This window comes from Pseudomonas tremae, assembly GCF_001401155.1.
GTDB classification, from domain to species: Bacteria; Pseudomonadota; Gammaproteobacteria; order Pseudomonadales; family Pseudomonadaceae; genus Aquipseudomonas; species Aquipseudomonas tremae.
The window spans coordinates 74091-95107 of sequence record NZ_LJRO01000181.1 but is presented as its reverse complement, the minus strand read 5'-3'; the positions used below and the strand labels follow the sequence as shown (position 1 = coordinate 95107).

At 58.3% G+C, this 21017-nt stretch carries 15 protein-coding genes; 2 read left to right on the top strand and 13 right to left on the bottom strand.

All coding sequences use genetic code 11. The features are described 5' to 3' along the window. Positions 1 to 19: 19 nt before the first annotated feature. From tssH to ALO43_RS12910, 7 genes are all read right to left on the bottom strand, one after another. Entirely contained in the window at positions 20 to 2623 is a 2604-nt protein-coding gene (gene tssH / locus ALO43_RS12940; protein WP_005895948.1) for a type VI secretion system ATPase TssH, read from the bottom strand. Next, positions 2620 to 3690, bottom strand: a complete 1071-nt coding sequence (gene tssG, locus ALO43_RS12935; protein WP_054997625.1) for a type VI secretion system baseplate subunit TssG — start codon at positions 3688 to 3690, stop codon at positions 2620 to 2622. The genes tssH and tssG overlap by 4 nt, the downstream gene beginning before the upstream one ends. After that, on the bottom strand, positions 3654 to 5486 hold the full coding sequence (gene tssF / locus ALO43_RS12930) for a type VI secretion system baseplate subunit TssF (RefSeq protein WP_054997624.1): 1833 nt from the start codon (positions 5484 to 5486) through the stop codon (positions 3654 to 3656). The genes tssG and tssF overlap by 37 nt, the downstream gene beginning before the upstream one ends. Further along, a complete protein-coding gene (tssE, locus tag ALO43_RS12925) occupies positions 5486 to 5968 on the bottom strand; it encodes a type VI secretion system baseplate subunit TssE (protein WP_005895957.1) in 483 nt (160 codons plus the stop codon). Before tssE ends, tssF begins: the two co-directional genes overlap by 1 nt. 30 nt (positions 5969 to 5998) lie before the next feature. After that, entirely contained in the window at positions 5999 to 7501 is a 1503-nt protein-coding gene (gene tssC / locus ALO43_RS12920; RefSeq protein WP_005895961.1) for a type VI secretion system contractile sheath large subunit, read from the bottom strand. 14 nt (positions 7502 to 7515) lie between these two features. After that, positions 7516 to 8049 carry a type VI secretion system contractile sheath small subunit gene (gene tssB / locus ALO43_RS12915; protein ID WP_003318241.1) on the bottom strand — a complete coding sequence of 178 codons (534 nt, stop codon included), beginning with the start codon at positions 8047 to 8049 and terminating at the stop codon, positions 7516 to 7518. Positions 8050 to 8118: 69 nt separating this feature from the next. Further along, positions 8119 to 8868 carry a hypothetical protein gene (locus ALO43_RS12910; RefSeq protein WP_005895970.1) on the bottom strand — a complete coding sequence of 250 codons (750 nt, stop codon included), beginning with the start codon at positions 8866 to 8868 and terminating at the stop codon, positions 8119 to 8121. 711 nt (positions 8869 to 9579) lie between these two features. Between ALO43_RS12910 and ALO43_RS12905 the strand changes: the two genes are divergently transcribed. Further along, a complete protein-coding gene (locus ALO43_RS12905; protein ID WP_054997623.1) occupies positions 9580 to 11751 on the top strand; it encodes a M48 family metallopeptidase in 2172 nt (723 codons plus the stop codon). 625 nt (positions 11752 to 12376) lie between these two features. Here ALO43_RS12905 and ALO43_RS12900 read toward each other — a convergent pair. After that, on the bottom strand, positions 12377 to 13195 hold the full coding sequence (locus ALO43_RS12900) for a hypothetical protein (protein ID WP_005895978.1): 819 nt from the start codon (positions 13193 to 13195) through the stop codon (positions 12377 to 12379). 148 nt (positions 13196 to 13343) lie between these two features. Between ALO43_RS12900 and ALO43_RS12895 the strand changes: the two genes are divergently transcribed. After that, positions 13344 to 15278: a RecQ family ATP-dependent DNA helicase gene (locus ALO43_RS12895; protein ID WP_024670238.1), complete on the top strand. Its 1935-nt coding sequence runs from the start codon at positions 13344 to 13346 to the stop codon at positions 15276 to 15278. 71 nt (positions 15279 to 15349) lie between these two features. Here ALO43_RS12895 and ALO43_RS12890 read toward each other — a convergent pair whose 3' ends face one another. The 5 genes from ALO43_RS12890 to yrfG form a co-directional block, all read right to left on the bottom strand. Beyond that, entirely contained in the window at positions 15350 to 15787 is a 438-nt protein-coding gene (locus tag ALO43_RS12890; RefSeq protein WP_005895984.1) for a glycine zipper domain-containing protein, read from the bottom strand. Positions 15788 to 16003: 216 nt separating this feature from the next. Next, positions 16004 to 18340, bottom strand: coding sequence for an FdhF/YdeP family oxidoreductase (locus ALO43_RS12885; RefSeq protein ID WP_053931984.1), 2337 nt, complete (start codon positions 18338 to 18340; stop codon positions 16004 to 16006). After that, entirely contained in the window at positions 18337 to 19173 is an 837-nt protein-coding gene (fdhD, locus tag ALO43_RS12880) for a formate dehydrogenase accessory sulfurtransferase FdhD (RefSeq protein WP_005895988.1), read from the bottom strand. The genes ALO43_RS12885 and fdhD overlap by 4 nt, the downstream gene beginning before the upstream one ends. Positions 19174 to 19276: 103 nt before the next feature. Further along, the gene (locus ALO43_RS12875) at positions 19277 to 20158 is read right to left on the bottom strand and encodes a LysR family transcriptional regulator (protein WP_024691537.1); all 882 of its coding nucleotides are present in this window, start codon (positions 20156 to 20158) and stop codon (positions 19277 to 19279) included. Between the two features lie 117 nt (positions 20159 to 20275). Beyond that, the gene (yrfG, locus tag ALO43_RS12870) at positions 20276 to 20938 is read right to left on the bottom strand and encodes a GMP/IMP nucleotidase (RefSeq protein WP_005895989.1); all 663 of its coding nucleotides are present in this window, start codon (positions 20936 to 20938) and stop codon (positions 20276 to 20278) included. Positions 20939 to 21017: the final 79 nt, after the last annotated feature.

The window sequence follows — 21017 nt, the reverse complement described above, 5'->3', positions numbered from 1 at the left end:
GCTACCTATGGGTGATCGATCAGGTCAGGGTGTAGGCGAAATCGCCGTCGCTGCCCAGGTCGATGCTCAGACTTTGAATCGGTTTGTCCTGCGCCATCCGCTCGAGCACCCGCTGGGCGAGTTCCGGCATGAGGGTCTTGGACAGAATGTTGTCGATGTTACGTGCGCCGCTGTCCACTTCAGTGCAGCGCGAGGCGATGGCTTTGATCAGCGCCTGGTCGTAACTCAGCACCGCCTGATGATTGCGCTCGAAACGCTTGCGAATGCGCTCCAGCTTCAGTCCGACGATGCGCTCCAGGATGGCGTCCTGCACCGGGTAGTACGGCACGATGGTCAGACGACCCAGGAACGCAGGCTTGAACACTTGGTTCAGCTCGTCGCGCAGGCCTTCCACGATGTCATCGGGAGTCGGCTTCTGCTCGGTGTTCAGGCACCACTGCATGATGCGGTCGGTGCCTGTGTTGGACGTGAGGATAATCACGGTATTGCGGAAATTGATCTCGCGACCTTCGCCGTCGTCCAGAACACCCTTGTCGAATACCTGGAAAAACAGCTCGAGCACGTCCGGGTGGGCTTTCTCCACCTCGTCGAGCAACACCACGCTGTAGGGCTTGCGGCGCACGGCTTCGGTCAGCACGCCGCCTTCGCCGTAACCGACGTAGCCAGGCGGGGAGCCCTTGAGGCTGGAGACCGTGTGCGCTTCCTGGTATTCGGACATGTTGATGGTGATGACGTTACGCTCGCCGCCATACAGCGTGTCAGCCAGCGCCAGCGCGGTTTCGGTCTTGCCGACGCCGCTTGGACCCAGCAGCAGAAATACACCGATAGGCTTGTTCGGGTCTTCCATGCGCGCTCGGGAGATCTTGATGCGCTTGCCGATTTCTTCAAGCGCGTGATCCTGACCCAGTACGCGTTCACCCAGCAGCGCAGGCAGACTTTGCACGGTGTCGATCTCGTCGCGCAGCATCTTTCCCAGTGGGATGCCGGTCCAGCCAGAGATCACTTCGCCAATCGTGCCGCCGTCCACCAATGCATGGACCAGCGGCTGCTCGCCCTGAACGCTGGCCAGTTCGGCGCGAACTGCGGCAATTTGCTCGGCATCAGGCTCGCCGCGTTCCGGAACGCTGAGTGCGCCGAGTTTCTCGACCAGTTCCAGCTCGCGCTTCCACTGTTGTTCCAGCGACTCGCGGGTGGCCTGTTCGGCTTTTAGCTCTTCGTGCAGGGCGGTCAGGCGGCGTGCGTGATCACTGCCCTTGGCGGTTTCCTGCTCTAGCACAGCGATTTCTGCGTTGAGGTTATCGATGTGACGCTTGCAGTCTTCCAGTGCGCCTGGCTGCGCCGATTGACCCAGCGCGACGCGGGCGCAAGCGGTGTCGAGCACGCTGACCGCTTTGTCCGGCAGCTGGCGACCCGTGATGTAGCGGTTGGATAGTCGCACGGCCTGCACCAGCGCTTCGTCCATCACGGTGACCTTGTGGTGTTCCTGCATTTTCGCCAGCAGCCCGCGAAGCATATGGATGGCCTTGTCTTCGTCAGGCTCTTCGACTTTCACGACCTGGAAGCGACGCGCCAGCGCGGCATCTTTTTCGAAATACTTTTTATACTCCGCCCAAGTGGTAGCGGCGATAGTGCGCAGCTCACCACGAGCCAGCGCAGGTTTGAGCAGGTTGGCGGCATCGTTCTGCCCGGCCTGGCCGCCCGAACCGATCAACGTGTGAGCTTCGTCGATGAACAGAATGATCGGGTGCAGGCTGCGCTTGGTTTCTTCGATGACTGACTTGAGGCGGTTCTCGAACTCGCCCTTGACCCCGGCACCGGCTTGCAGCAAGCCCAGGTCCAACGTGTGAATGGCGACGTCTTTGAGCACCGATGGAACGTCACCCTGGACGATACGCAGCGCCAGACCTTCCACGACCGCTGTTTTACCCACGCCGGCTTCACCGGTCAGGATCGGGTTGTTCTGACGGCGGCGGGTCAGGATATCGACCATCTGCCGTACTTCGAATTCGCGTCCCAATACCGGGTCGATACGACCGTCGCGAGCGCTCTGGGTGAGGTTGACGGTGTACTGGTCCAGCGCCGGAGTCTTGCCGTTGCCCTTGGTGGTGGCGCCTGTGCTTGCGTCAGCGTTCGCCAGCGGCTTGCTCAGTTTGGTCTCGGGGCTGCCCTCGACCAGCGCGCTCAGGTTGAGACGCAGGTCGTCGGCGTTGATTTTTTCCAGTTCCGGGGCCGAACCGATGACCACGCGACGCAGTGCATCGTCGTCCAGCAGGGCCTGAATCAGGTGCCCGGTGCGAATCTGCGACTGACCGAACTCGATCGACGCCAGCACCCAGGCCTGTTCGATCATGCGGGTGATGTGCGGCGAGAGGGCCGGTGTACGTGTGTTGCCCTTCTTGAAGGTCCCCAGCGCCGTTACCAGCTGCGCTTGCAGGCGATCAGGCACCACATCGTAGTGACGCAGGATCACTGGCAGATCGTTCTCGTTGCTGTCGAGCAATTGCAAAAGCAAATGCTCGACCTCTACGTCGTAATGGTTCTCCGACAGGCACAGCGCTGCAGCGCTCTCAGTGGCGGTACGGCTCGTTTCGTTCAGCTTGGCGAACAGGGACTTCAGGTTCACAGGGAGACCCCATCAAAAGGAATGTGAAAAAGGGCGCAACGTGAAGGCTCCACGTCGACACCGGGGCGTTTGAGCCAGCCAAGCCAGCCCAGAGATACGTTGCCTTGGCGGCCCAGTCGGGCCACGGGTACAGCTTCGGGTTTGAGCTTCGGCGCAATCTGGAAGTCCAGTTCGGCACCGATATAAAAACGCACCAGTTCAACCAGCTTCTGGTAATCCACAGCGCCCGGCTGGAAACGCTGGTAATCGACCAGCTCCAGCGGACCCATTTCGATACGCACGCACGACTGGTAATCCCAGACGCGATTGCCGGCCACGGCGCTTTGCCCGAGCACGGCATTTTTGCGACCCAGTTGCGTACACTGGCTGCTGTCGAGCTTCAGCCAGCGTCCGGCAAACTGCTGGACCTTGAACGGCAGCGAGAAATAAAAACTCAGCATGACCTCCAGGTTCAGGGCATTACGGGGCTTCTGGGTAAACATTCCCGAGAAATAACTGAACAGTTCGCGACGCAGTGGCGACTCGCCCTTGTCGAATTTGCGTTTCAGCGCCTCAGGACCGAAGCCCACAAGGTTGAGCAAATAACGATCAAAGTTCGATGTGCCGCTGCGCTCGTACTCGATGTAAAACTTGTACTTCTGCCAGGCTTCGTAAAACAGCGTGGTCATGCGGTGCGAAAAAACATCCAGAAACGCATGCGCAGCGTCATCCCGATACTGGATGTGCCGATCGATAAGCAGCTCGGTGTAAGGGCGCGGCAATACGCCAGACGGCCCGACCAGCCCCATGAACGTGACTTGCACCTCGGACAGCGGCAAACCTGCGGCCGATACCTTGCCCTCGCGTTCGAACTGCAGATCACTGACTTCACTGGCCGGGAAGTTGAGTGACAGCTGCGAACGAAAACGCAGGGGGTCTTCATGCGGCCTGGTTTCCAGGTCCATGCGCCCGTTTCTGCTGTAGTGCAGGCGAAGCAAACGCACCAACTGAAAAAATTCGAATCGGTGCGGCTCAGCCCTTGCCTGGTCAATCAGACCAGGGGTTGATCGCCTGTTCGCGGGGGCCATTGGACCACTCTCTTTTCGCGCTGCAAGGTGCGAAGGGTTAATTGGGTAAAGCTGTTCATCGAGCAGTACTGGCCGAAGAAGTGGTCAAGCACCATGCCGAACAGAAATACGCCGCTGCCGGTGTACTGGCTTTCATCGAATTTCAGCGTGATGCCGATGCCGCGAACAAAGTTCGGGCGTGGATGGCCGATACGCGCCACCACCGGTTCGCTGGTCACCGAAACAATGCCGTTGATCTGCTTGCGGATCGCCGACACGTTGCGGTAGTTGTAAAGCGACAGCAGCTCGAGCAGCACTTCGCGCCCCTTCGAAACCAGCGACATGTGGTTGAGCGACAGGTGGGAAATCAAACGCCAGATGACCCCGTTGCCCAGCGGTACTCGGACCGTCGCGGTGGGCTTGCGCAGGCAGCGAATGTCTTTGATCACCGAGTTGGACGGAATATTGAAATCTCCGCGCTCGCCGCCAAATGGCAGCATCAGCGGCAGGTCGCGGTTGCTGCACGTCAGGCGGATACTCAGCGTGTCGTTATTGGAGTCAAGCAGCTCCAGATCACGGTCCACAACCCGGATGAACATGTTCGAGCCATCGCTTTGCCGGCTTTGCGTAGGGCGCCGCCGGGCTATCCAAAAACTTTGCCCAGGGCCTTGATCACCGCGAGGCTCAAAGAACGGATGGCAGGTGCCGACCTGGTCGTTGCCGTTGATTTTCTTCACGCGGCGCACGCGGTCGATCGATACCACTTCGGCGGAGCTTTGCAGGCGCACGTCCGGCGTTACGGCGTATTCATGCTGCACGTGGGTCAGCTTGATCGGCTCGGCCTGTTGGCGGAACAGGTTGATTATCGGGGTGCAGTTGAGCTTGAAATTGTTACGGCCGATGTTCTGGGTCAGGCGTGCCAAGCGATCTGTCAGGTCGTAATCGGAAAAGTAGAAATTGATTTCGACTTTGGCGATCTCTTTGCCCGCCAGGATGCGCGCAAAGCCCGACAGGTCGAAGAACATGAACTTGTCCGGGAACGTGAAGTACTCGTGCAGCAGTCGATAACCCAGAAACGAGCGCTCCGAGTAATCTACCAGGCCTTCATCCAGGCCATAGCCCACGGACTTCAACGCACCAGCTGGCAGTACCACCTCGCGAATCCGTCCTTCGTCTTCGAACGACAATGTGGCCTTGGCCAGGTTGTTGAACAGCAGCTCGTACAACTGATGCATGAGCGTGCTTTCGCCATCGAGGAAAAAGCGCAGGCGGTCCAGTTCCATCTTGCCAAACAGGACATCGGAAGTAGCGGCCAGACCGATGCGCAGGCGTGCAATCAGGTCTGCACTGTGGCCGTTGAACGCCGAGCGCTCCATTTCAATGAAAGAAGCGCTTTGCACTGCAACCGGCCACATCTCGACCGGGTAGCACGTACGAAACTTGCACACGATGCCGTCCACCGCATTGGCGTGCAGCTCTGTGTGGCGGGCCACTCGATAGGACTCGGTGACCTTTTCCTGCTTGCCCATGTTGAACTCGACGATGGACATCGAGGGGGTAGGGCGCAGGTAATGCGGGTACAGCACCTCCAGAAACGACTCGACGATTTCCGGAAACTCGTCATCGAGTTTCTTGTGTACGCGCGCAGAAAGGAACGAGAACGCCTCGATCAGGCGCTCGGTGTGCGGGTCCTCGCAATTGTCGCCTTCGATCAGAAGCCGCGACGCGATCTTCGGATATTGAGCGGCGAATTCCTGGCCCAGAAAGCGCAGGTGCGAGAGTTCTTTCTCGTAGTAGGGCAGCAGATCGTCGAGCATCAGTTGAGGTTCTGCACTTTGTATTCCTGAGTGTTGACCTGCAGCACAGCGTCAAAAGAAACCTGACGCGAAATGTCCTGCAGGCGCAGTACTGCGTCCACACGAAAAGTCAGCATGCGTTGGCCGGTCTGTTGTGCAAGCAACTGGACTTTCACGCTACGAAAGCGTCGGTCGCCCACGGTGATCGCCTTTTCCAGCTGACGCTGGATCAGCAGACGATCCTGTGGGTCGAGCACGCTCCGACTGGTGAAGTCGGGCATACCGTAATCGAGAATGGTACCGCTCAGATTGGCGAAGCCTTCCAGCTCGCCAGCGACCAGAGACTGGCGAGTGTTCACCAGAATCTCCAGGTCCCGAACGATGCTGGCCTTGTAATCGGCCAGCGAGCAAAGACGTTGCGATGATGCTTCCATGGACTGATGCGGACGATCGTCGAGCAATCGATCCAGCAATGAAGGCAACAGCTTGTGTTGGCTACTCATGTTGCCTCCCTGGCCACGTAATGGATGTTGTTAGCCGCGAGTTGATTGCGGCAATTCGGCGACCAGACGCAACGAAGCTGTCAGTTCATCCAGTTGGTAATGCGGACGCAGGTAAGTCACAGCCTTGTAGACGCCCGGTTTGCCAGGCACTTCGAAGACTTCGGCCCGCGCTTCGCGCAACGGGAACTTGGCCTTGGCTTCCTGGCTGGCGGTATCGTCCAGCAACACATAGCTCGACAGCCACTTGTTGAGGAACAGCTCGACGTCCTTACGGGACGCAAAACTACCGATCTTGTCGCGCATGATCGCTTTCATGTAGTGAGCGATACGCGAGGTCGCGAAGATGTACTGCAGCTGCGCCGAAAGACGGGCGTTGGCGTTGGCGATATCGGTGTTGTACTGCTTCTGCTTCTGGGTCGACTGAGTGCCGAAGAACGCGGCGTAGTCAGTGCCTTTGCAATGCACCAGAGGGATGAACCCCAGGTCCGACAGCTCTTTCTCGCGACGGTCGGTGATAGCAATTTCAGTCGGGCATTTGAGCGCGATTTCGCCGTCATCGGTCTTGAAGGTGTGAGTCGGCAGGCCTTCGACCAGACCACCGCCTTCCACGCCACGGATCGCCACGCACCAGCCGTAGCGGGAGAATGCGTCGGTCACGCGAGTGCCCAGTGCGTAGGCAGCGTTCATCCACAGGTATTTGTTGTGGTCACGGCCATCGACGCTTTCGACAAAGTTGAATTCTTCGACTGGCGTGGTATCCGGGCCATACGGCAGGCGACCGAGCACGTGCGGCAGGGTCAGGCCGACGTAACGGGAGTCTTCGGAGGCGCGGAACGACTTCCACTTGGCGTATTCAACGGTGTCGAAGATTTTCGCCAGGTCGCGAGGACCGGCCATGTCGGTGAACGAGTCCCAGCCGAACAGCTCTGCCGAGGCTGCCGAAATGAACGGCGCGTGGGCAGCGGCCGCAACGTGGGAGATTTCTTCCAGCAGATACATGTCTTCCGGGCTGCGGTTGAACTCGTAGTCACCCAGCAACATGCCGAACGGCGCACCACCGAAGGTGCCGTACTCTTCTTCGTAGATCTTCTTGAACAGCGCGCTCTGGTCGAATTCGGAGGAAGCCTTGAGGTCACGGACCAGGTCTTTTTTCGATGCGTTGAGCAGATGAATCTTCAGCGTGGTGCTGGTCTCGGTCTGGTCAACCTGGTATTTCAGGCCGCGCCAGGAGGCTTCGAGCTGTTGGAACTCACGAGCATGCATAATCTCGTTCATCTGCTCGGAAAGCATCGAATCGATTTCAGCGATGCGTGCATCGAGCACGGCGATCAGGTCCTTGCTCGGCGTCATCTCGCCTTCCAGCACCTGGGCCACGAGTTCGCCGATCAGGTCGCGGGTACGGGAACGCTCGGTTTCGGAGCGTGCAACGCGGCTTTCGGAAATGATGCTGTCGAGCAAGGAAGATTGCGGGGCGAAGTTTTCAACTTCAACCAGAGCGCCGTCCTGCTGAGTCGCGGTTTGCTTATCGGTCATCGTCAGGCTCCTCCTTACTCTTTGCTATCGGTGGCTGGAACGGCTGCTTCGCGACCGAATTCCTTGCCCAGGGTTTTGAGCTTTTCAGTGTTCTGCAACACATCCATCAGCAGCTCTTCAAGCTTGTCGTTGCCACCCATCTTGTTGCGCAGGTCGGCCAGCTTGTTGCGTACTTCCAGCAGCTTGCGCAGCGGCTCGACCTGACGCACGACGTTCTGCGGCTCGAAGTCTTCAAGCGCATTGAAGTTCAACTCGACGCCGAGCTGAGTACCGTCTTTGGCCAGCGTATTGTCGACGCGATAGGCCAGGCGCGGCTTGATGCCCTTGAGAACGCCGTTGAAGTTGTCTCGATCAATGAAGATGAACTTGCGATCCTTCAGCTTGGGCAGCGGCTCCAGCGGGTTGCCGGAGAAATCCCCCAAAACGCCTACGACGAATGGCAGCTCTTTCTTTTCCTGAGCATCGCCGATATCGACGTCGTAGGTAATGTGGACCCGAGGCGCGCGAACGCGGTCAAGCTTGTGCTGAGTACTTTCCTTCTTCGCCATCGTCATCTCCTGTGCGAGCAACTCGCTGCAAGTCGTTTGCGTACCGGGCCTGCTGCAGGCCAGGCGCGATTAGAGTCCTTCAATCGTCAGCAAAAGGCGCTGACGGATTTCATCGTTCATTTCCAGAATATTTTCGTGCCCGACCAACTCTTCGAAGCTTGTATTACCTGCGATCTGCGTGCTGTTGCGGATGACCGATTCATCCGGCAGCTCGGAGCGCACAGGTGAACTGATCACACAAAACGGCAGATCGCCGAAGTCTTTCAAACGCTCGAAACTGACCGGAAAGCGCAGCCCTTCGAACAGGCGGCTCATGCCCGGCGACTTGCTCAGGCAATAGAACAGCACCAGATAATGCACAACGTAGCGATACAGCTCTGCGCTGCTGCGATTCGGGTCCTTGATCACTTTGCGAAACTGCGCCAGCTCGAACGAGTTGAAGCCCACCACCCAGCGAACCGGGCTGGTGATGCGAATGGTCTGCCCGCTTTGTGACAGCACCATGTCGTATTCAAGCGGGAACAGCTCAGGCGTCGTGCTGATCAGGTTCAGTGGCACTTCCAGTTCGTTGACCAGCTTGAACGGCTCTGCCGATGCAATGCGGTCATAGAGCTCCTTGAGCTCTTTGAAGTGGTGCTGTGTCTCGCGACCACTGCTACGTTGTGCGCCCTGCAGGTATTCACCGAAGAATGTCTGCGGGCGTATCAGCAACGCCAGGGTCGACAGATAGTCGGACGCCTGCACCTTGAGCGCGTCGGAAATAGCGCGCGTCTGTTTGCGCAGCTTGATCAATGCTTCTATATCGAACGTCTGAGTCATCGGTACATCGTCCTTGAACCCTTCACGACCGCTTCCCGGATCAGACCGGGGACGGGGAGGGGCTGCGAGTTTCTCGACTGCACACCTGCTCACGAAGTGGTTTTGAAATGAATCACTGCAAAACGCACGGACATAATGAGGAAGGATCTTGTACTGGCATATAGGAATCGTATAGCCAGCAATGTGGTCTATGGCAGTACTTTTGGTAGGAAAGTTCCTACAGACGGTAGATATTTTCTCGGTTTTGTTACACTAAGCAATGATGCCCATATGCTATCACGGTATTAGATTGCGCCCTGCATATAAGCTCAGGCTTTGATTTAAAAGGGTTTAGGCCGTGTGCTCGTATACTTTTCCGGCGTCAAATTAAGCTTAAAAAGATGAACCGATTAAGCGGCGAAGGATTATTTTTCGGGGTTTAACGCTGACACGGTGAAAATCGAAATGAATTGTCGCGAAGAAAAATGATGGCACCTCGAGTCTTTTTTCGTCCCGAGCGTGACTCAGTGCACAGCCGTGAGAAGCGCGGTTGATCGGTTGCGCGACGTTGTTACATCTTCGCGTGGATCGCGGTATAACGCCGTCAGCGCAATACCCTTCTGCAGTGATGCAAGGTAGATGCGCCTGTACGCATGCGCCAGTGGCGCTTTGTCTCATGGACCTGTGCTCGCCAAGGATAGCCAGCAGCGACGCACCTCTTGAGCCTGCCTCATGAAAATCTACAAGCTTATTGCTGTACTCATTTTGCTGCCCCTAGGCCTGAATCTGGTGGGCGTCTGGCAGTTACAGCGCAGTCTCGACAACACTCAGCGGCTGACCGAGATCCAGGCTGACCTGTTGCATGCTCGTCCCTCTCTCGAAAGACTTGCCAGATCGCCCAGCGCGCTTACCCGGACTATCGAGATAGATGGAGAAAATCTCAGTATCTCGATGGCGCTGTCTCGTCTCGAAGAGGCACAAGAGGGGCTCGGCACTGTGCTGGTGCTGGGCAACGTAACCACCTGGCTGGCCCGGGCTGTCATTGTCCTTGGCCTGCTGGCTGCTCTGGTCGGCGCTGTCGGGCTGGCAGGGCTTAAATGGGCCGGCTCGCGCGCACTCCATTCCCGCGAGCGATTGCTGCATACCTTCAGCCGGGTCAGTCGTGTTATGCCTTTTGTATTGGTGGGGCAAATCGTCGCGATGGGCGCGGCAGTCTCTGCCATCCTCAGCTTTGAAGCCCTTGGGATGTGGCACTTGGGGCGTATGTCGGCGGGCGAGCTCAAATTGATCATCGTGGTAATGATGGTGGTCGCTGCGTGCCTGTATTCGATCTGGCACATGGGTAAGCAGCTGCGCGTCATGCTGCGCATGTTCGAACCTGTCGCGATGCAGGTTCTGGGGCGGCAAGTCACGCCCGACGAGGCGCCGGTGCTTTGGACTTATGTTCGCGAACTGGCTGAGCGGCTCGGCGCGTTGTCGCCGGATCACATCGTGCTGGGCATGGCTGAAGGCTTTTACGTCACATCGAGCGACGTCTCCCTTCTTCCGTCCGAAGTCGTGCTCAAGGGGCGAACCCTGTATGTGCCAATCATGTACCTGGGGCTGCTCGATGCCGCCGAGACCAGTGCGGTGATTGGTCATGAGCTGGCACACTTTGCTGGCGAGGACACCGAGTACAGCCTGCGCTTTCTGCCGATTTACGACGGCATCGGTCGCAGCCTGGGCGTGATTGCAGAAACCATGCTGGTCAGCGATTTACTGCCGCGCACGCTTTTGCGGCCGGCATTCACGCTGGGCCTCTACTTGATGGAAAGCTTCGATCACGCCGTCAACCACTGGAGCCGCGTCCGCGAGCTGGCTGCCGATGCTGCGGGTGCGAGCCTGGCCGGTACTGCGCCAGCGGCCTCGGCGCTGGTGCGTATCTCGGCCATTGATCCGCTGTTGCAGGAGCGCATCTACGCGCACATTGCGCGTGCCACCAACCCCAGGCGCGGTGAAGTATTCACCAAGGATCTGCCAGACAGCGTGCTGCACGGGCTGGCCGACAAAGCATTCACGCTGCCTGACGAAGAAATGGCCGTACAGCTCCCGCATCCCTCGGACACGCACCCTTCAAACGGCGAGCGTATCGCCGCACTGCAGGTTGCTGCCGACGAGGCTATCCGCACCGGCACCCGGCCTGTCGTGGCAGCCCAGGCCCGCGCCGCAATGGACCATTACTTCACCAATCCTCAGGCACTGCGCACTCGTCTTACCGAGGACTTCATCAAGCATCATGTGGCAAATGATGCTGAGGTGGTGACCGAACTGCGTGCCCGAGCGAGCACTGTCACCGGTGACGTTGCTTTGCATGAAGGCGCGCGTCTGCGGGGTGCGCTACTCAGCGTATTCCTTGGTTCTCTGCTGGTGCTGGGCATTTTTTTGATGGTCAAATCGCTGTCATTGCCAGAGACGATTACAGACAAACGAAATCATATGCTGATTGCCGGGGGCATTTTGACGCTGTTCATGCTCATTCTGCTGCCAGCCTTGCTGCGTCTGTGCCTGCGAGCCGACAAGACCGCCCTGGTGCTTACTCCCGATCACTTCGTGTTCGCGAACCTTAAGTCCCCCGTCCCGGTCCACCACATCGCTGATTTCGGTCTGCATGTCGCCTATGGGACCATTCTGACCCTTTATCTGGAAGACGATGCACCCTTGCCCGAGCGCGCGTCACGTTCGTTCTCTATGCCGAATGCGAAAGTCCACTCGAAAAAGCGTCAGATCATTCTGATGCTGGCGCAGTTCTGCTGTGACGGCAAAAAGCTCAAGCCCGACGAGCTGGGCAAACTGCTCGCGGATTACGTCAACGCGGGTACTGCGCGACATTTGCTGCAGCAGCGCTTCAAGCAGGGCAAGCGATAAGCTGTGAGCGGGGTGACGTAAAGCGCGGGGGCTTTTCTGCAGGCAATAAAAAACCCGCCGAAGCGGGTTTTTCCAAGACCATCCCGACTCCCTGTCGGCTGCCTCCGAGGCGATGGTCGATCATCCTTGATCGTGGTGAACTCCTGTTCACCACTTGATGGATCCAATATTACGAGGCTTGGGAAGGGTCGGAAATAGCCAACTTCCTCCAGCGCGTGTAAGCCTTCCGCTATAGCTGGTCGGGTTGGCCTCAAGAGAGGGGACGAGAGGCAGGGCATTTGACGTCAGGAAAAATCTTTGCACATGCCGATCGTTCGCAGGCAAAAATCGCAGGCAATAAAAAACCCGCCGAAGCGGGTTTGTACCAAGACCATTCCAACTCCCTGTCGGCTGCCTTCCCGGCGATGGTCGATCGTCCCTGATCCTGGCGAACTCCTTGTTCACCAGTTGTTGGATCCAATCTTACGGTTCTGACAGCAGGTGTAAAATAGCCATTCGCTTCATTGCGTGTAAGCCTTTGGCTATACATGTGTACGTTTTTGCAGATTATCAGGTGCCCGGCCATCCACCGGAAATTAGCAAATACCGGCAAAACTACTGTGGCAGAGCGTCGCAGGCTTGTTTTTCAGGGTGAGAAAGTCGCAGTCACTTCACAATAGCGCTGCTGGGCTTTTTTACTGTCCTCGTCGCGATTTCTGACGGCGCGCTTGGTCCACTCGCGGCACTCTTCCCTGAAGTTGACCTCTGCCGCCTTGCGACACTCACGTCGTTCGAATGAACGAATGGCGAAGTTTTCGCAAACGCTGTCAGCATCTATCGTGTTGCCGTACACCCGCCACTGCGCGCGGTAGCGGTTTCTGCCGTCCGCTTCGCGAATGGAGGCCGTCGCTACGTTGTAAGGCCTGGACGAGCGCGTGGAATTGCGTGAAGCATCTGCCTTGAAATCGGCCATATAGCCTGCAGACACCATGCCTTTTGCCGGTTCTGCCTGAGCGGGGCGAGGAAGCTGGCCGAATCGACAGTTCGCCACCGCCTCATCGATGACGTTGCCGTTTTTCATGCAGTCATCCAGAGGTTGCACAGGGGCGGGGGGCGCCAAAGTGGCCGCGATTGGCACAAGCTCTGCGGTTTTTCGAATGTGCGAGGGCGCAGTATTGGCGGCCAAGGGCTGCGTCTCGGCCTCGGCTGTCTCGGTTTCAGGTATGGACTGCACCACAGGCGTTACTGCCAGCGCTTTTGGACTTCGCGTATGTGAGGCGACCAGGCCGGCGACGCAAGCGGCAGCTATAAAACACGCCAACCACAGGCCATAGGGGCGTGAACGGCGAGGCGTATCGACGCGCATGCGACGTGGATGGGAGCCCAGCACCACATCGACCTGACCGGGCACGAGGCGCTGAATGTGGATGATCCCATCGTCTTCGGGTTGTTGTAGGGAATCCATTCCTGCTCCTGATCAAGCGATGTTCGGTCGTGATATTACAATGATATCGGCCGGTGGGTAGAGTTTCTGCAACGTTTTGGCGCTATGTGCATCGAGCGCTGGCGCGCTAAGGTTGTGACCGTTTTGTTGACTGATGAAAGGACCACGAATGCGCCAGCGTCTTGAACAGGTTTTTGGGTACACCCAGTTCCGACCGGGGCAGGAGGCAGCCATTAGTGCAGTGCTGGCGGGGCGTTCGGCGGCGGCCATCTTTCCGACCGGCTCAGGCAAGTCGCTATGTTACCAATTGCCCGCGCTGATGTTGCCGCATTTGACGCTTGTGGTGTCGCCTTTGCTGGCGCTTATTCAGGATCAACTGGCCTTTTTGCATCGTCACGGCATTTCGGCAGCAAGTATCGATTCGGCGCAGAGTCGTGATGATGTCGCTGACGTGATGGCAAGGGCGCGTTCCGGGGAGCTGAAAATCCTGATGATTTCGGTCGAGCGCCTCAAGAATGAGCGCTTCCGGAATTTTATTGCTCAAGTGCCGATTTCCTTGCTGGTGGTCGACGAGGCGCATTGTATATCGGAATGGGGGCATAACTTCCGGCCCGACTACCTGAAACTGCCGGACTATCAGCGCGAATTCAATATCCCTCAGACCTTGTTGCTTACCGCGACTGCCACGCCGCAAGTCATTATCGATATGCAGGACAAATTCGCCATTGCCCCGGACGACGTGGTCACCACCGGCTTCTACCGCGCCAACCTGCATTTGTGGGTCAAGCCAGTCAGCGGGCGTGACAAAAGACGACGTCTGGTCGAATGGCTCAACGAGCGACAGGGGCAACCCACCATTGTTTACGTGACCCTGCAAAAGACCGCTGAGCACATCGCTGCACATCTTGAGCAGAACGGGCTACCCGCCAGCGCCTACCATGCCGGATTGCCCAACGATCAGCGCGAATCGATCCAGAAACGCTTCATGGACGGCAGCCTCAACTGCATCGTGGCCACCATCGCGTTCGGGATGGGCATCGACAAAAGCGACATTCGCAATGTGGTGCATTTCGATCTGCCCAAATCCATCGAAAACTACAGCCAGGAAATCGGCCGGGCAGGGCGCGACGGTGCCGCGTCCGATTGTCTGGTGCTGGCTAATCGCGACAGCCTCAACGTGCTGGAAAACTTCGTGTATGGCGACACGCCAGAGCGTGAGGGTATTGCGCGTGTGCTGGAGGATCTACTCAATGCGCGCCAGGACGGCCAATGGGAATTTCTGCTCGGGCCGCTGGCAGATCTCAGCAACATTCGTCAGTTGCCGCTGAAGACACTGCTGGTACAACTTGAGCTGCGCGGGATCATCGCACCGCGATACGCGTACTTTGCGGAATACCGTTTCAAGTTCCTGCTACAACCCAATGACCTGATGGCGCGCTTCGAAGGGGAGCGGCAACAGTTCGTGCAGGCGCTGATCGACACATCCAGCAGGGCGCGGACCTGGGCCACGGTGAACTTTGACGCGATGTATCAGCAATACGGCGCAGCGCGCGCGCGTGTGGTCAAGGCATTGGACTACTTTCAGGAAAAGGGCTGGATCGAGCTTGAAAGCAAACAGATGACCGAGGTGTACAGCCTGCTGCGCAGCGATTTCGATCCGCAGGCGCTGAGCACCGAGCTTCACGACTATTTCGTCCATCACGAAGCCACCGAAGTGGCGCGCATTCACGCAATGCTTGATGTGTTCTCGAGCGATCAGTGCCTGACCCATCGACTGGCCCGCTATTTCGGCGACCACAAGGCACCTGAGCGCTGTGGGCATTGTTCGGTCTGCCACGGTGAAGTTGCCCACCTGCCCGAGCCGCCGGCATTGGAGCCGTTGCCGAACCGTGATTTTCAGCAACTGTGCGGAGATTTTATCCACAAGCACCAGGATTACACTGGCCACCCGCCGAGTACTGAATGCCTGACGCGTTTCCTCTGCGGTATCAGTGTGCCGCTATTCACTAAGCTGAAAGCCCGCGCGACTGCAGGTTTTGCCGTGCTGGAAGATTACCCTTATGCGCAGGTAAGGGCGTGGGTGCAGACGACGGCTGAAAGCTGAGACCAGCCAGAACGACAACCGGCCGCTCGAGAGCGGCCGGTTGTTGATGCACCAACGTTCAGGCGATCAGGTCAGTCGCGATAGCGACCACGATGACCGTGGTGTTTGGGGCGATGACCATTACCACGGTATTCACGACGGTCGTCACTGCGGCTTTTGTTGCCCATGTAGTTGCCCGCCATGGCACCGCCACCGCCACCTACCGCTGAACCGACCAGGCTGCCGGTACTGCCGCCGACGCTGCGGCCCAGAACGTTACCGCCTGCTGCGCCCAGACCACCGCCGATAGCGGCTTCTGTACGATTGCGACGGTCTGCGCCGACTGCGCCACCGGCTGCACCGCCAACGCCAGCGCCAATCGCTGAACCGGTGTTGCCGCCGAGCTGTTGACCGACGGCCGAACCGAGTACCCCACCCAATGCTCCGCCTACGCCTGATTCGAGATTGCCTGCAGAGGCTGCACCGCCGATCAGGGTAAGAGACAACAACAGTATCGAGGAATACTTCATGTGTGGAATCTCATAGGGATGACGGCGCGATATTGGTGTCAAGTGAAGAATGTAGCAATTCAAATCCGACGAGTAACACGTTTGCCACAAATAAGCCTAAGTTACTGTTTTAGTTAAGGAACTAAAATCAGAAAACGCAGTCTCAGGTTACTTGCAAAAGGCCCGTTTCAATTGAAACGGGCCTTTTTTGTGGGCGGATTCAAACGACCCTGTGCGTTAGATAATCCGTGCCGACTCTGCTGAACGCTCAAGTCGTATCGCGACAAACTTCGATGTCGGCGTGCTGCTGCCTTCACCGACGCTTTCCAGCGGCACCAATGGGTTGACCTCTGGGTAGTAAGCCGCAGCCTGACCGGCTGGAATGTCAAACGGCAACAGGGTGAAGCCTTTCACGCGGCGCTCGCGGTTGTCGCCCCAGATTGAGATCAGGTCGGCTTTCTGGCCTGGCTGGAAGCCCAGGCGAATAATGTCCGCCTCGTTGACGAACAGCACATCACGCTGACCTTTTACACCGCGATAACGGTCATCAAGGCCGTAGATCGTAGTGTTGTACTGATCGTGGGAACGCATCGACTGCATGATCAGGTCCGGAACCTCGCCGGTCGAACTGATGCCTTCATGGATCAGCTTCAACGGCAGGGCGTTGGGCTTGAAGTTGGCGCGGGTCGACGCAGTGTTCCAGCGGCGCGCACCGGCGGCGTTACCCAGGTAGAAGCCGCCCGGATGCTTGAGGCGCTCGTTGAAGTCCTTGAAACCCGGAATGGTGTCGGCAATCAGATCACGAATACGGTTGTAGTCCTGCACCAGCCACAGCCAGTCCACCGGCTTTTTGCCGAGTGTGGCGTGGGCGATGCCGGCAATGATCGCTGGCTCCGAACGCATCTGCTTCGACAGTGGCTGCAACTGACCGTTGGACGCATGCACCATGCTGAACGAGTCTTCCACTGTGACCGCTTGCGGGCCTTCGCCCTGCATGTCGATATCGGTTCGACCGAAGCATGGCAGGATCAGCGCGTCCTTGCCGTGGAACAGGTGGCTGCGGTTGAGCTTCGTGCTGATTTGCACCGTCAGGTCGCATTTGCTGAGTGCTTCGGCGGTGCGATGGCTGTCCGGGGTTGCCTGTGCGAAGTTGCCGCCCAGCGCGATGAACACCTTGGAGCGCCCTTCGGCCATGGCGTGAATTGCTTCGACGACGTTATGGCCGTTGTCGCGCGGTACCTGGAACTGGAAGCGTTTTTCCAGTGCATCAAGGAAGAACGCCGGTGGACGTTCGTTGATGCCCATAGTGCGGTCGCCCTGCACGTTGCTGTGGCCACGAACCGGGCACAGACCGGCACCCGGACGGCCAATGTTGCCGCGCAGCAGCATCAGGTTGGAAATTTCCTGGATGGTCGCGACCGAGTGGCGATGCTGGGTGATACCCATCGCCCAGCACATGATGACGTTCTTGCCTTTGGCGTACATGCGCGCCGACTGTTCGATGTCAGTCAGAGGCAGGCCGGACTGCTCGACGATCTCGTCCCATGACGTGTCATCAATAGCTGCCAGATAGTCCAGCACACCTTCGGTGTGTTCGTTGAGGAAGGCGTGGTCAAACACCGATGCTTCGTTGGCCAGCTGCGCTTCGCGCTCCCAGCTCAGCAGGAACTTGGCCATGCCGCGCAGCAATGCCATGTCGCCACCCAGTGCAGGACGGAAGTAAGCGGTGTTGGTTGGACGGTCACCGTTGGTGAGCATCTCGACCGGGTGCTGCGGATGCTGGAAACGCTCCAGACCGCGCTCCTTGAGGGGGTTGACACATACCACCTGAGCGCCGCGCTGTACTGCTTCACGCAGCGGTTCAAGCATGCGCGGGTGGTTGGTGCCAGGGTTCTGGCCGAGGACGAAAATGGCGTCGGCGTGTTCGAAGTCTTCGAACGTCACAGTGCCTTTACCCACACCCACGCTTTGCGACAACGCAACGCCACTGGCTTCGTGGCACATGTTCGAGCAGTCAGGGAAGTTGTTGGTACCGAAGGCGCGCACGAACAGCTGGTACAGGTACGCGGCTTCGTTGCTGGCCCGGCCCGACGTGTAGAACTCGGCCATGTTCGGGCTGGGCAGGTTATTCAGGTGTTTGGCGATCAGCGAGAAGGCGTTGTCCCAGCTGACAGGCTTGTAACGGTCGGTTTCTGCGTCGTAAACCATCGGCTCGGTCAGACGGCCCTGATACTCAAGCCAGTAGTCGCTTTGCTCCATCAGGGAACTGACGCTGTGACGGGCGAAGAAGGCCGGATCGACGCGGCGCTTGGTGGCTTCCCAGTTGACGGCCTTGGCGCCGTTCTCGCAGAACTTGACCATGCCGCTTTCCGGCGAATCGCCCCACGCGCAGCCCGGGCAGTCGAAACCGCCGTTCTGGTTGGTCTTGAGCATCATGCGCAGGTTCTTCAGCGCGTTGTCACTGCCCAGCCAGTGTTGCGTCACGCTGATCAGTGCGCCCCAACCGCCTGCCGCACCTTTGTATGGCTTGTAGCGGGGGATAGGAGTCTTGTCGGCTTGGTGATGAGTGCTCACGGTTGAATCTCCATCGCAGGGCTATAGACCCGCGGCGCACTGTGCTGCGGCAGGTGAATTAAATTGAGGTTGTGACGGCGAGCCCATTGCAGGGCAAGGCCGGTGGGCGACGACAGGCTGACCAGTGTCTGGATGCCGGCGCGCAATACTTTCTGAATCAGTTCCAGGCTGCAGCGGCTGGTCACGATGGCCACGCCGCCTTGCACAGGGATGTCCTGGCGGATGAGTGCGCCGATCAGCTTGTCCAGCGCATTGTGTCGGCCGATGTCTTCACGGCCCAGCAGCAACTGGCCGGCGCCGTCCATGAACACTGCCGCATGCACGGCACCGCAATGCCGGCCAAGGGGCTGGAACTCGCCGATACGCTGGCGCAGGCCTTCCAGCCATTCAATCGGCGGCAGAGGCGCACCGGGCAAGACGTTCAGTTCAGGCAGTGCCTGCTCGACCGCTTCGACGCCGCACAGCCCGCAACCGCTGGTGCCAGCCAGTTGCCTGCGCTGCTGCTTGAGTTCCCAGAAGGCGCGGCTGGATATCTCGACATCGGCCTGCATCGCCGAGCCGCATCCGCTGAGTTTGAAGTCGTAGATTTCATCACGCGCGGCAATGATCCCGCTGCCCAGGCTGAAACCGACGATGAAGTCTTCGAGGTCGGTCGGGCTGACCAGCATGACGGCCTGGCTGATGCCGTTGTAGGCGATGGCCAATGCCACTTCTTCGGCGAGCGCATTGCGTGCAGCGTCCCGCCCCTCGAGGTTCGAGTAGCTGTAGGTCTGACTTGCTTCAGGGGCTGGCGCAGCAACGGGCGCCGAGCTGGCCTTGCGCGTGACGTGCATGGGCTTAAGTACCGGCAGATTGACATCTGCAAGACTAGGCGTCTTATTGGCTATCGTCTAATCGCTAATGCCGATATGCCGATAGATGACGTCGATCAGCACGTCAGCGAGGGATTTCTGCTACCAGTGCAAAACAGGCTTCTGCCAGCGCCGAGCGCGGCGCACTGCGGCGCATGATCAGGCCCAGCCGGGCCAATGTCCGTGCGTCGGCAATCGGGTGCAGACGCAGGTGCTCGGTGAGCGTTTCCAGACCGCCATCCAGCGGCATGATTGCGCAGCAGAAGCCGCCATGTACCGCCTGAAGCAACTGATGAACGGCATCGGTCTGGATCAGCGGGTGAGGTTGCAGGTTGCGGCTGTGGAAGTTGTGGTCGATCGATTGCCGAAAATGCATGCCGCTGGTCAGCATGCCCAGTGGCAGCTCGACAAGATCCGCCCAGCTCAGCGGATCTTCACCGAATGAAAAATGCCGACGGTCATACAGCAGGCCCATGTGTGTGTCGTCCAGGCTCAGCGAGTCGAAACGTTCACTGTCCAGTCGCTCCAGATAGGAGACGCCCAGATCGATACGATTGCTTGCCAGTTGTTCCAGCACCTGTTCGGAGCTGAGTGAAGACAATTCAAAACGCAGGTTGGGATGCAGCTGATGCAATCGGTGCAACAAAGGAAGCGGATCGAAACTCGATAATGGCACCACGCCCAGGCGCAGCGTACCGACAAGATGCCCTCGACAGGCAGCGGCTTCGGCCTGCAAGCCATCGTAAGCGGCCAGCACCGTGCGCGCCCATGCCAGCACCCGTTCGCCAGGCGCTGTGAAACCTTCAAAACGCTGGCCCCGGTTGACCAGTGGCAAGCCAAGCTCTTCTTCCAGATTGCGCAGGCGCATCGACAAGGTCGGCTGGGTGATATTGCAGCGCGCAGCCGCTTGGCCGAAGTGCCTTGTTTCGTCGAGGGCGATCAGAAATTTAAGTTGCTTGATGTCCATGTTCCCTCCGGTGGGCAGTCCAGGCCGTCGATTCTACTCGCTCAGGCTGAGGGTTGGTCGAGCAACCTGGTTCGCAAGCCTGCAGCACGCGAGTTACGAGGGCTGCAGCTGTCGGCGTTATAACCCTTTGATCAGCTCCCGATAATCTTCCACGGCGGCAAATTCCTCAGTGTCTTTCGGCCCTTTATGGCTATTGGGCTGGCTGACGGCCAGCAACTGCGCAACGCCGAATTGGCGGGCGCTGCGCAGGACCGGCAGGGTGTCGTCGATGAACAGGCTGCGTGCCGGATCAAAGTCGGTCTCAGCCTGCAGGGCATCCCAGAATTGCTGGTTTTCTTTGGGAAAGCCGTAATCATGAGAGCTGATCATGCGTTCGAAATAGGGCGCCAGTTCGATGCGCTCCATCTTCAATGACAACGAATCACGATGTGCGTTGGTGATCATGATCACCCGCTTGCCGGCTTGCTTGATGGCCGCCAGAAAAGTCTCGGCATCCGGGCGAAGCGCAATCATGTGCGCAATTTCCCGTTTCAGGTCACGAACCGACAGCTTCAGTTCAGTACTCCAGAAATCCAGACAGTACCAGTTGAGCGTGCCGGCGTTATTCTCGAACAGCGGCTTCAGCTCGAGCCACGCCATGGCGAAACTGATACCGTGAAGTTCGGCGTAACGTTGTGGCAAATGCTGCATCCAGAAGTGTTCGTCGTAATGCAGGTCGAGCAACGTACCGTCCATATCCAGCAGGACGGTATCGATTTCGCTCCAGGGCATGGAAAGCATTCTGGCCTCGTCAGGGGTTGATATCGGTTAAGCATATCCGACACAGACATCGGGAAAAGCTCGGTATAGTACCTCGTTC

What these genes read in the sequence shown, in the direction of transcription:
- tssF (WP_054997624.1), bottom strand. Translation starts at nt 5,486, where the DNA reads ATGCTCGACGATCTGCTGCCCTACTACGAGAAAGAACTCTCGCACCTG.
- ALO43_RS12900 (WP_005895978.1), bottom strand. Translation starts at nt 13,195, where the DNA reads ATGGATTCCCTACAACAACCCGAAGACGATGGGATCATCCACATTCAG.
- ALO43_RS12905 (WP_054997623.1), top strand. Translation starts at nt 9,580, where the DNA reads ATGAAAATCTACAAGCTTATTGCTGTACTCATTTTGCTGCCCCTAGGC.
- yrfG (WP_005895989.1), bottom strand. Translation starts at nt 20,938, where the DNA reads ATGCTTTCCATGCCCTGGAGCGAAATCGATACCGTCCTGCTGGATATG.
- tssC (WP_005895961.1), bottom strand. Translation starts at nt 7,501, where the DNA reads ATGACCGATAAGCAAACCGCGACTCAGCAGGACGGCGCTCTGGTTGAA.
- ALO43_RS12895 (WP_024670238.1), top strand. Translation starts at nt 13,344, where the DNA reads ATGCGCCAGCGTCTTGAACAGGTTTTTGGGTACACCCAGTTCCGACCG.
- ALO43_RS12910 (WP_005895970.1), bottom strand. Translation starts at nt 8,868, where the DNA reads ATGACTCAGACGTTCGATATAGAAGCATTGATCAAGCTGCGCAAACAG.
- tssB (WP_003318241.1), bottom strand. Translation starts at nt 8,049, where the DNA reads ATGGCGAAGAAGGAAAGTACTCAGCACAAGCTTGACCGCGTTCGCGCG.
- tssG (WP_054997625.1), bottom strand. Translation starts at nt 3,690, where the DNA reads ATGGCCCCCGCGAACAGGCGATCAACCCCTGGTCTGATTGACCAGGCA.
- fdhD (WP_005895988.1), bottom strand. Translation starts at nt 19,173, where the DNA reads ATGCACGTCACGCGCAAGGCCAGCTCGGCGCCCGTTGCTGCGCCAGCC.
- ALO43_RS12875 (WP_024691537.1), bottom strand. Translation starts at nt 20,158, where the DNA reads ATGGACATCAAGCAACTTAAATTTCTGATCGCCCTCGACGAAACAAGG.
- ALO43_RS12890 (WP_005895984.1), bottom strand. Translation starts at nt 15,787, where the DNA reads ATGAAGTATTCCTCGATACTGTTGTTGTCTCTTACCCTGATCGGCGGT.
- tssE (WP_005895957.1), bottom strand. Translation starts at nt 5,968, where the DNA reads ATGAGTAGCCAACACAAGCTGTTGCCTTCATTGCTGGATCGATTGCTC.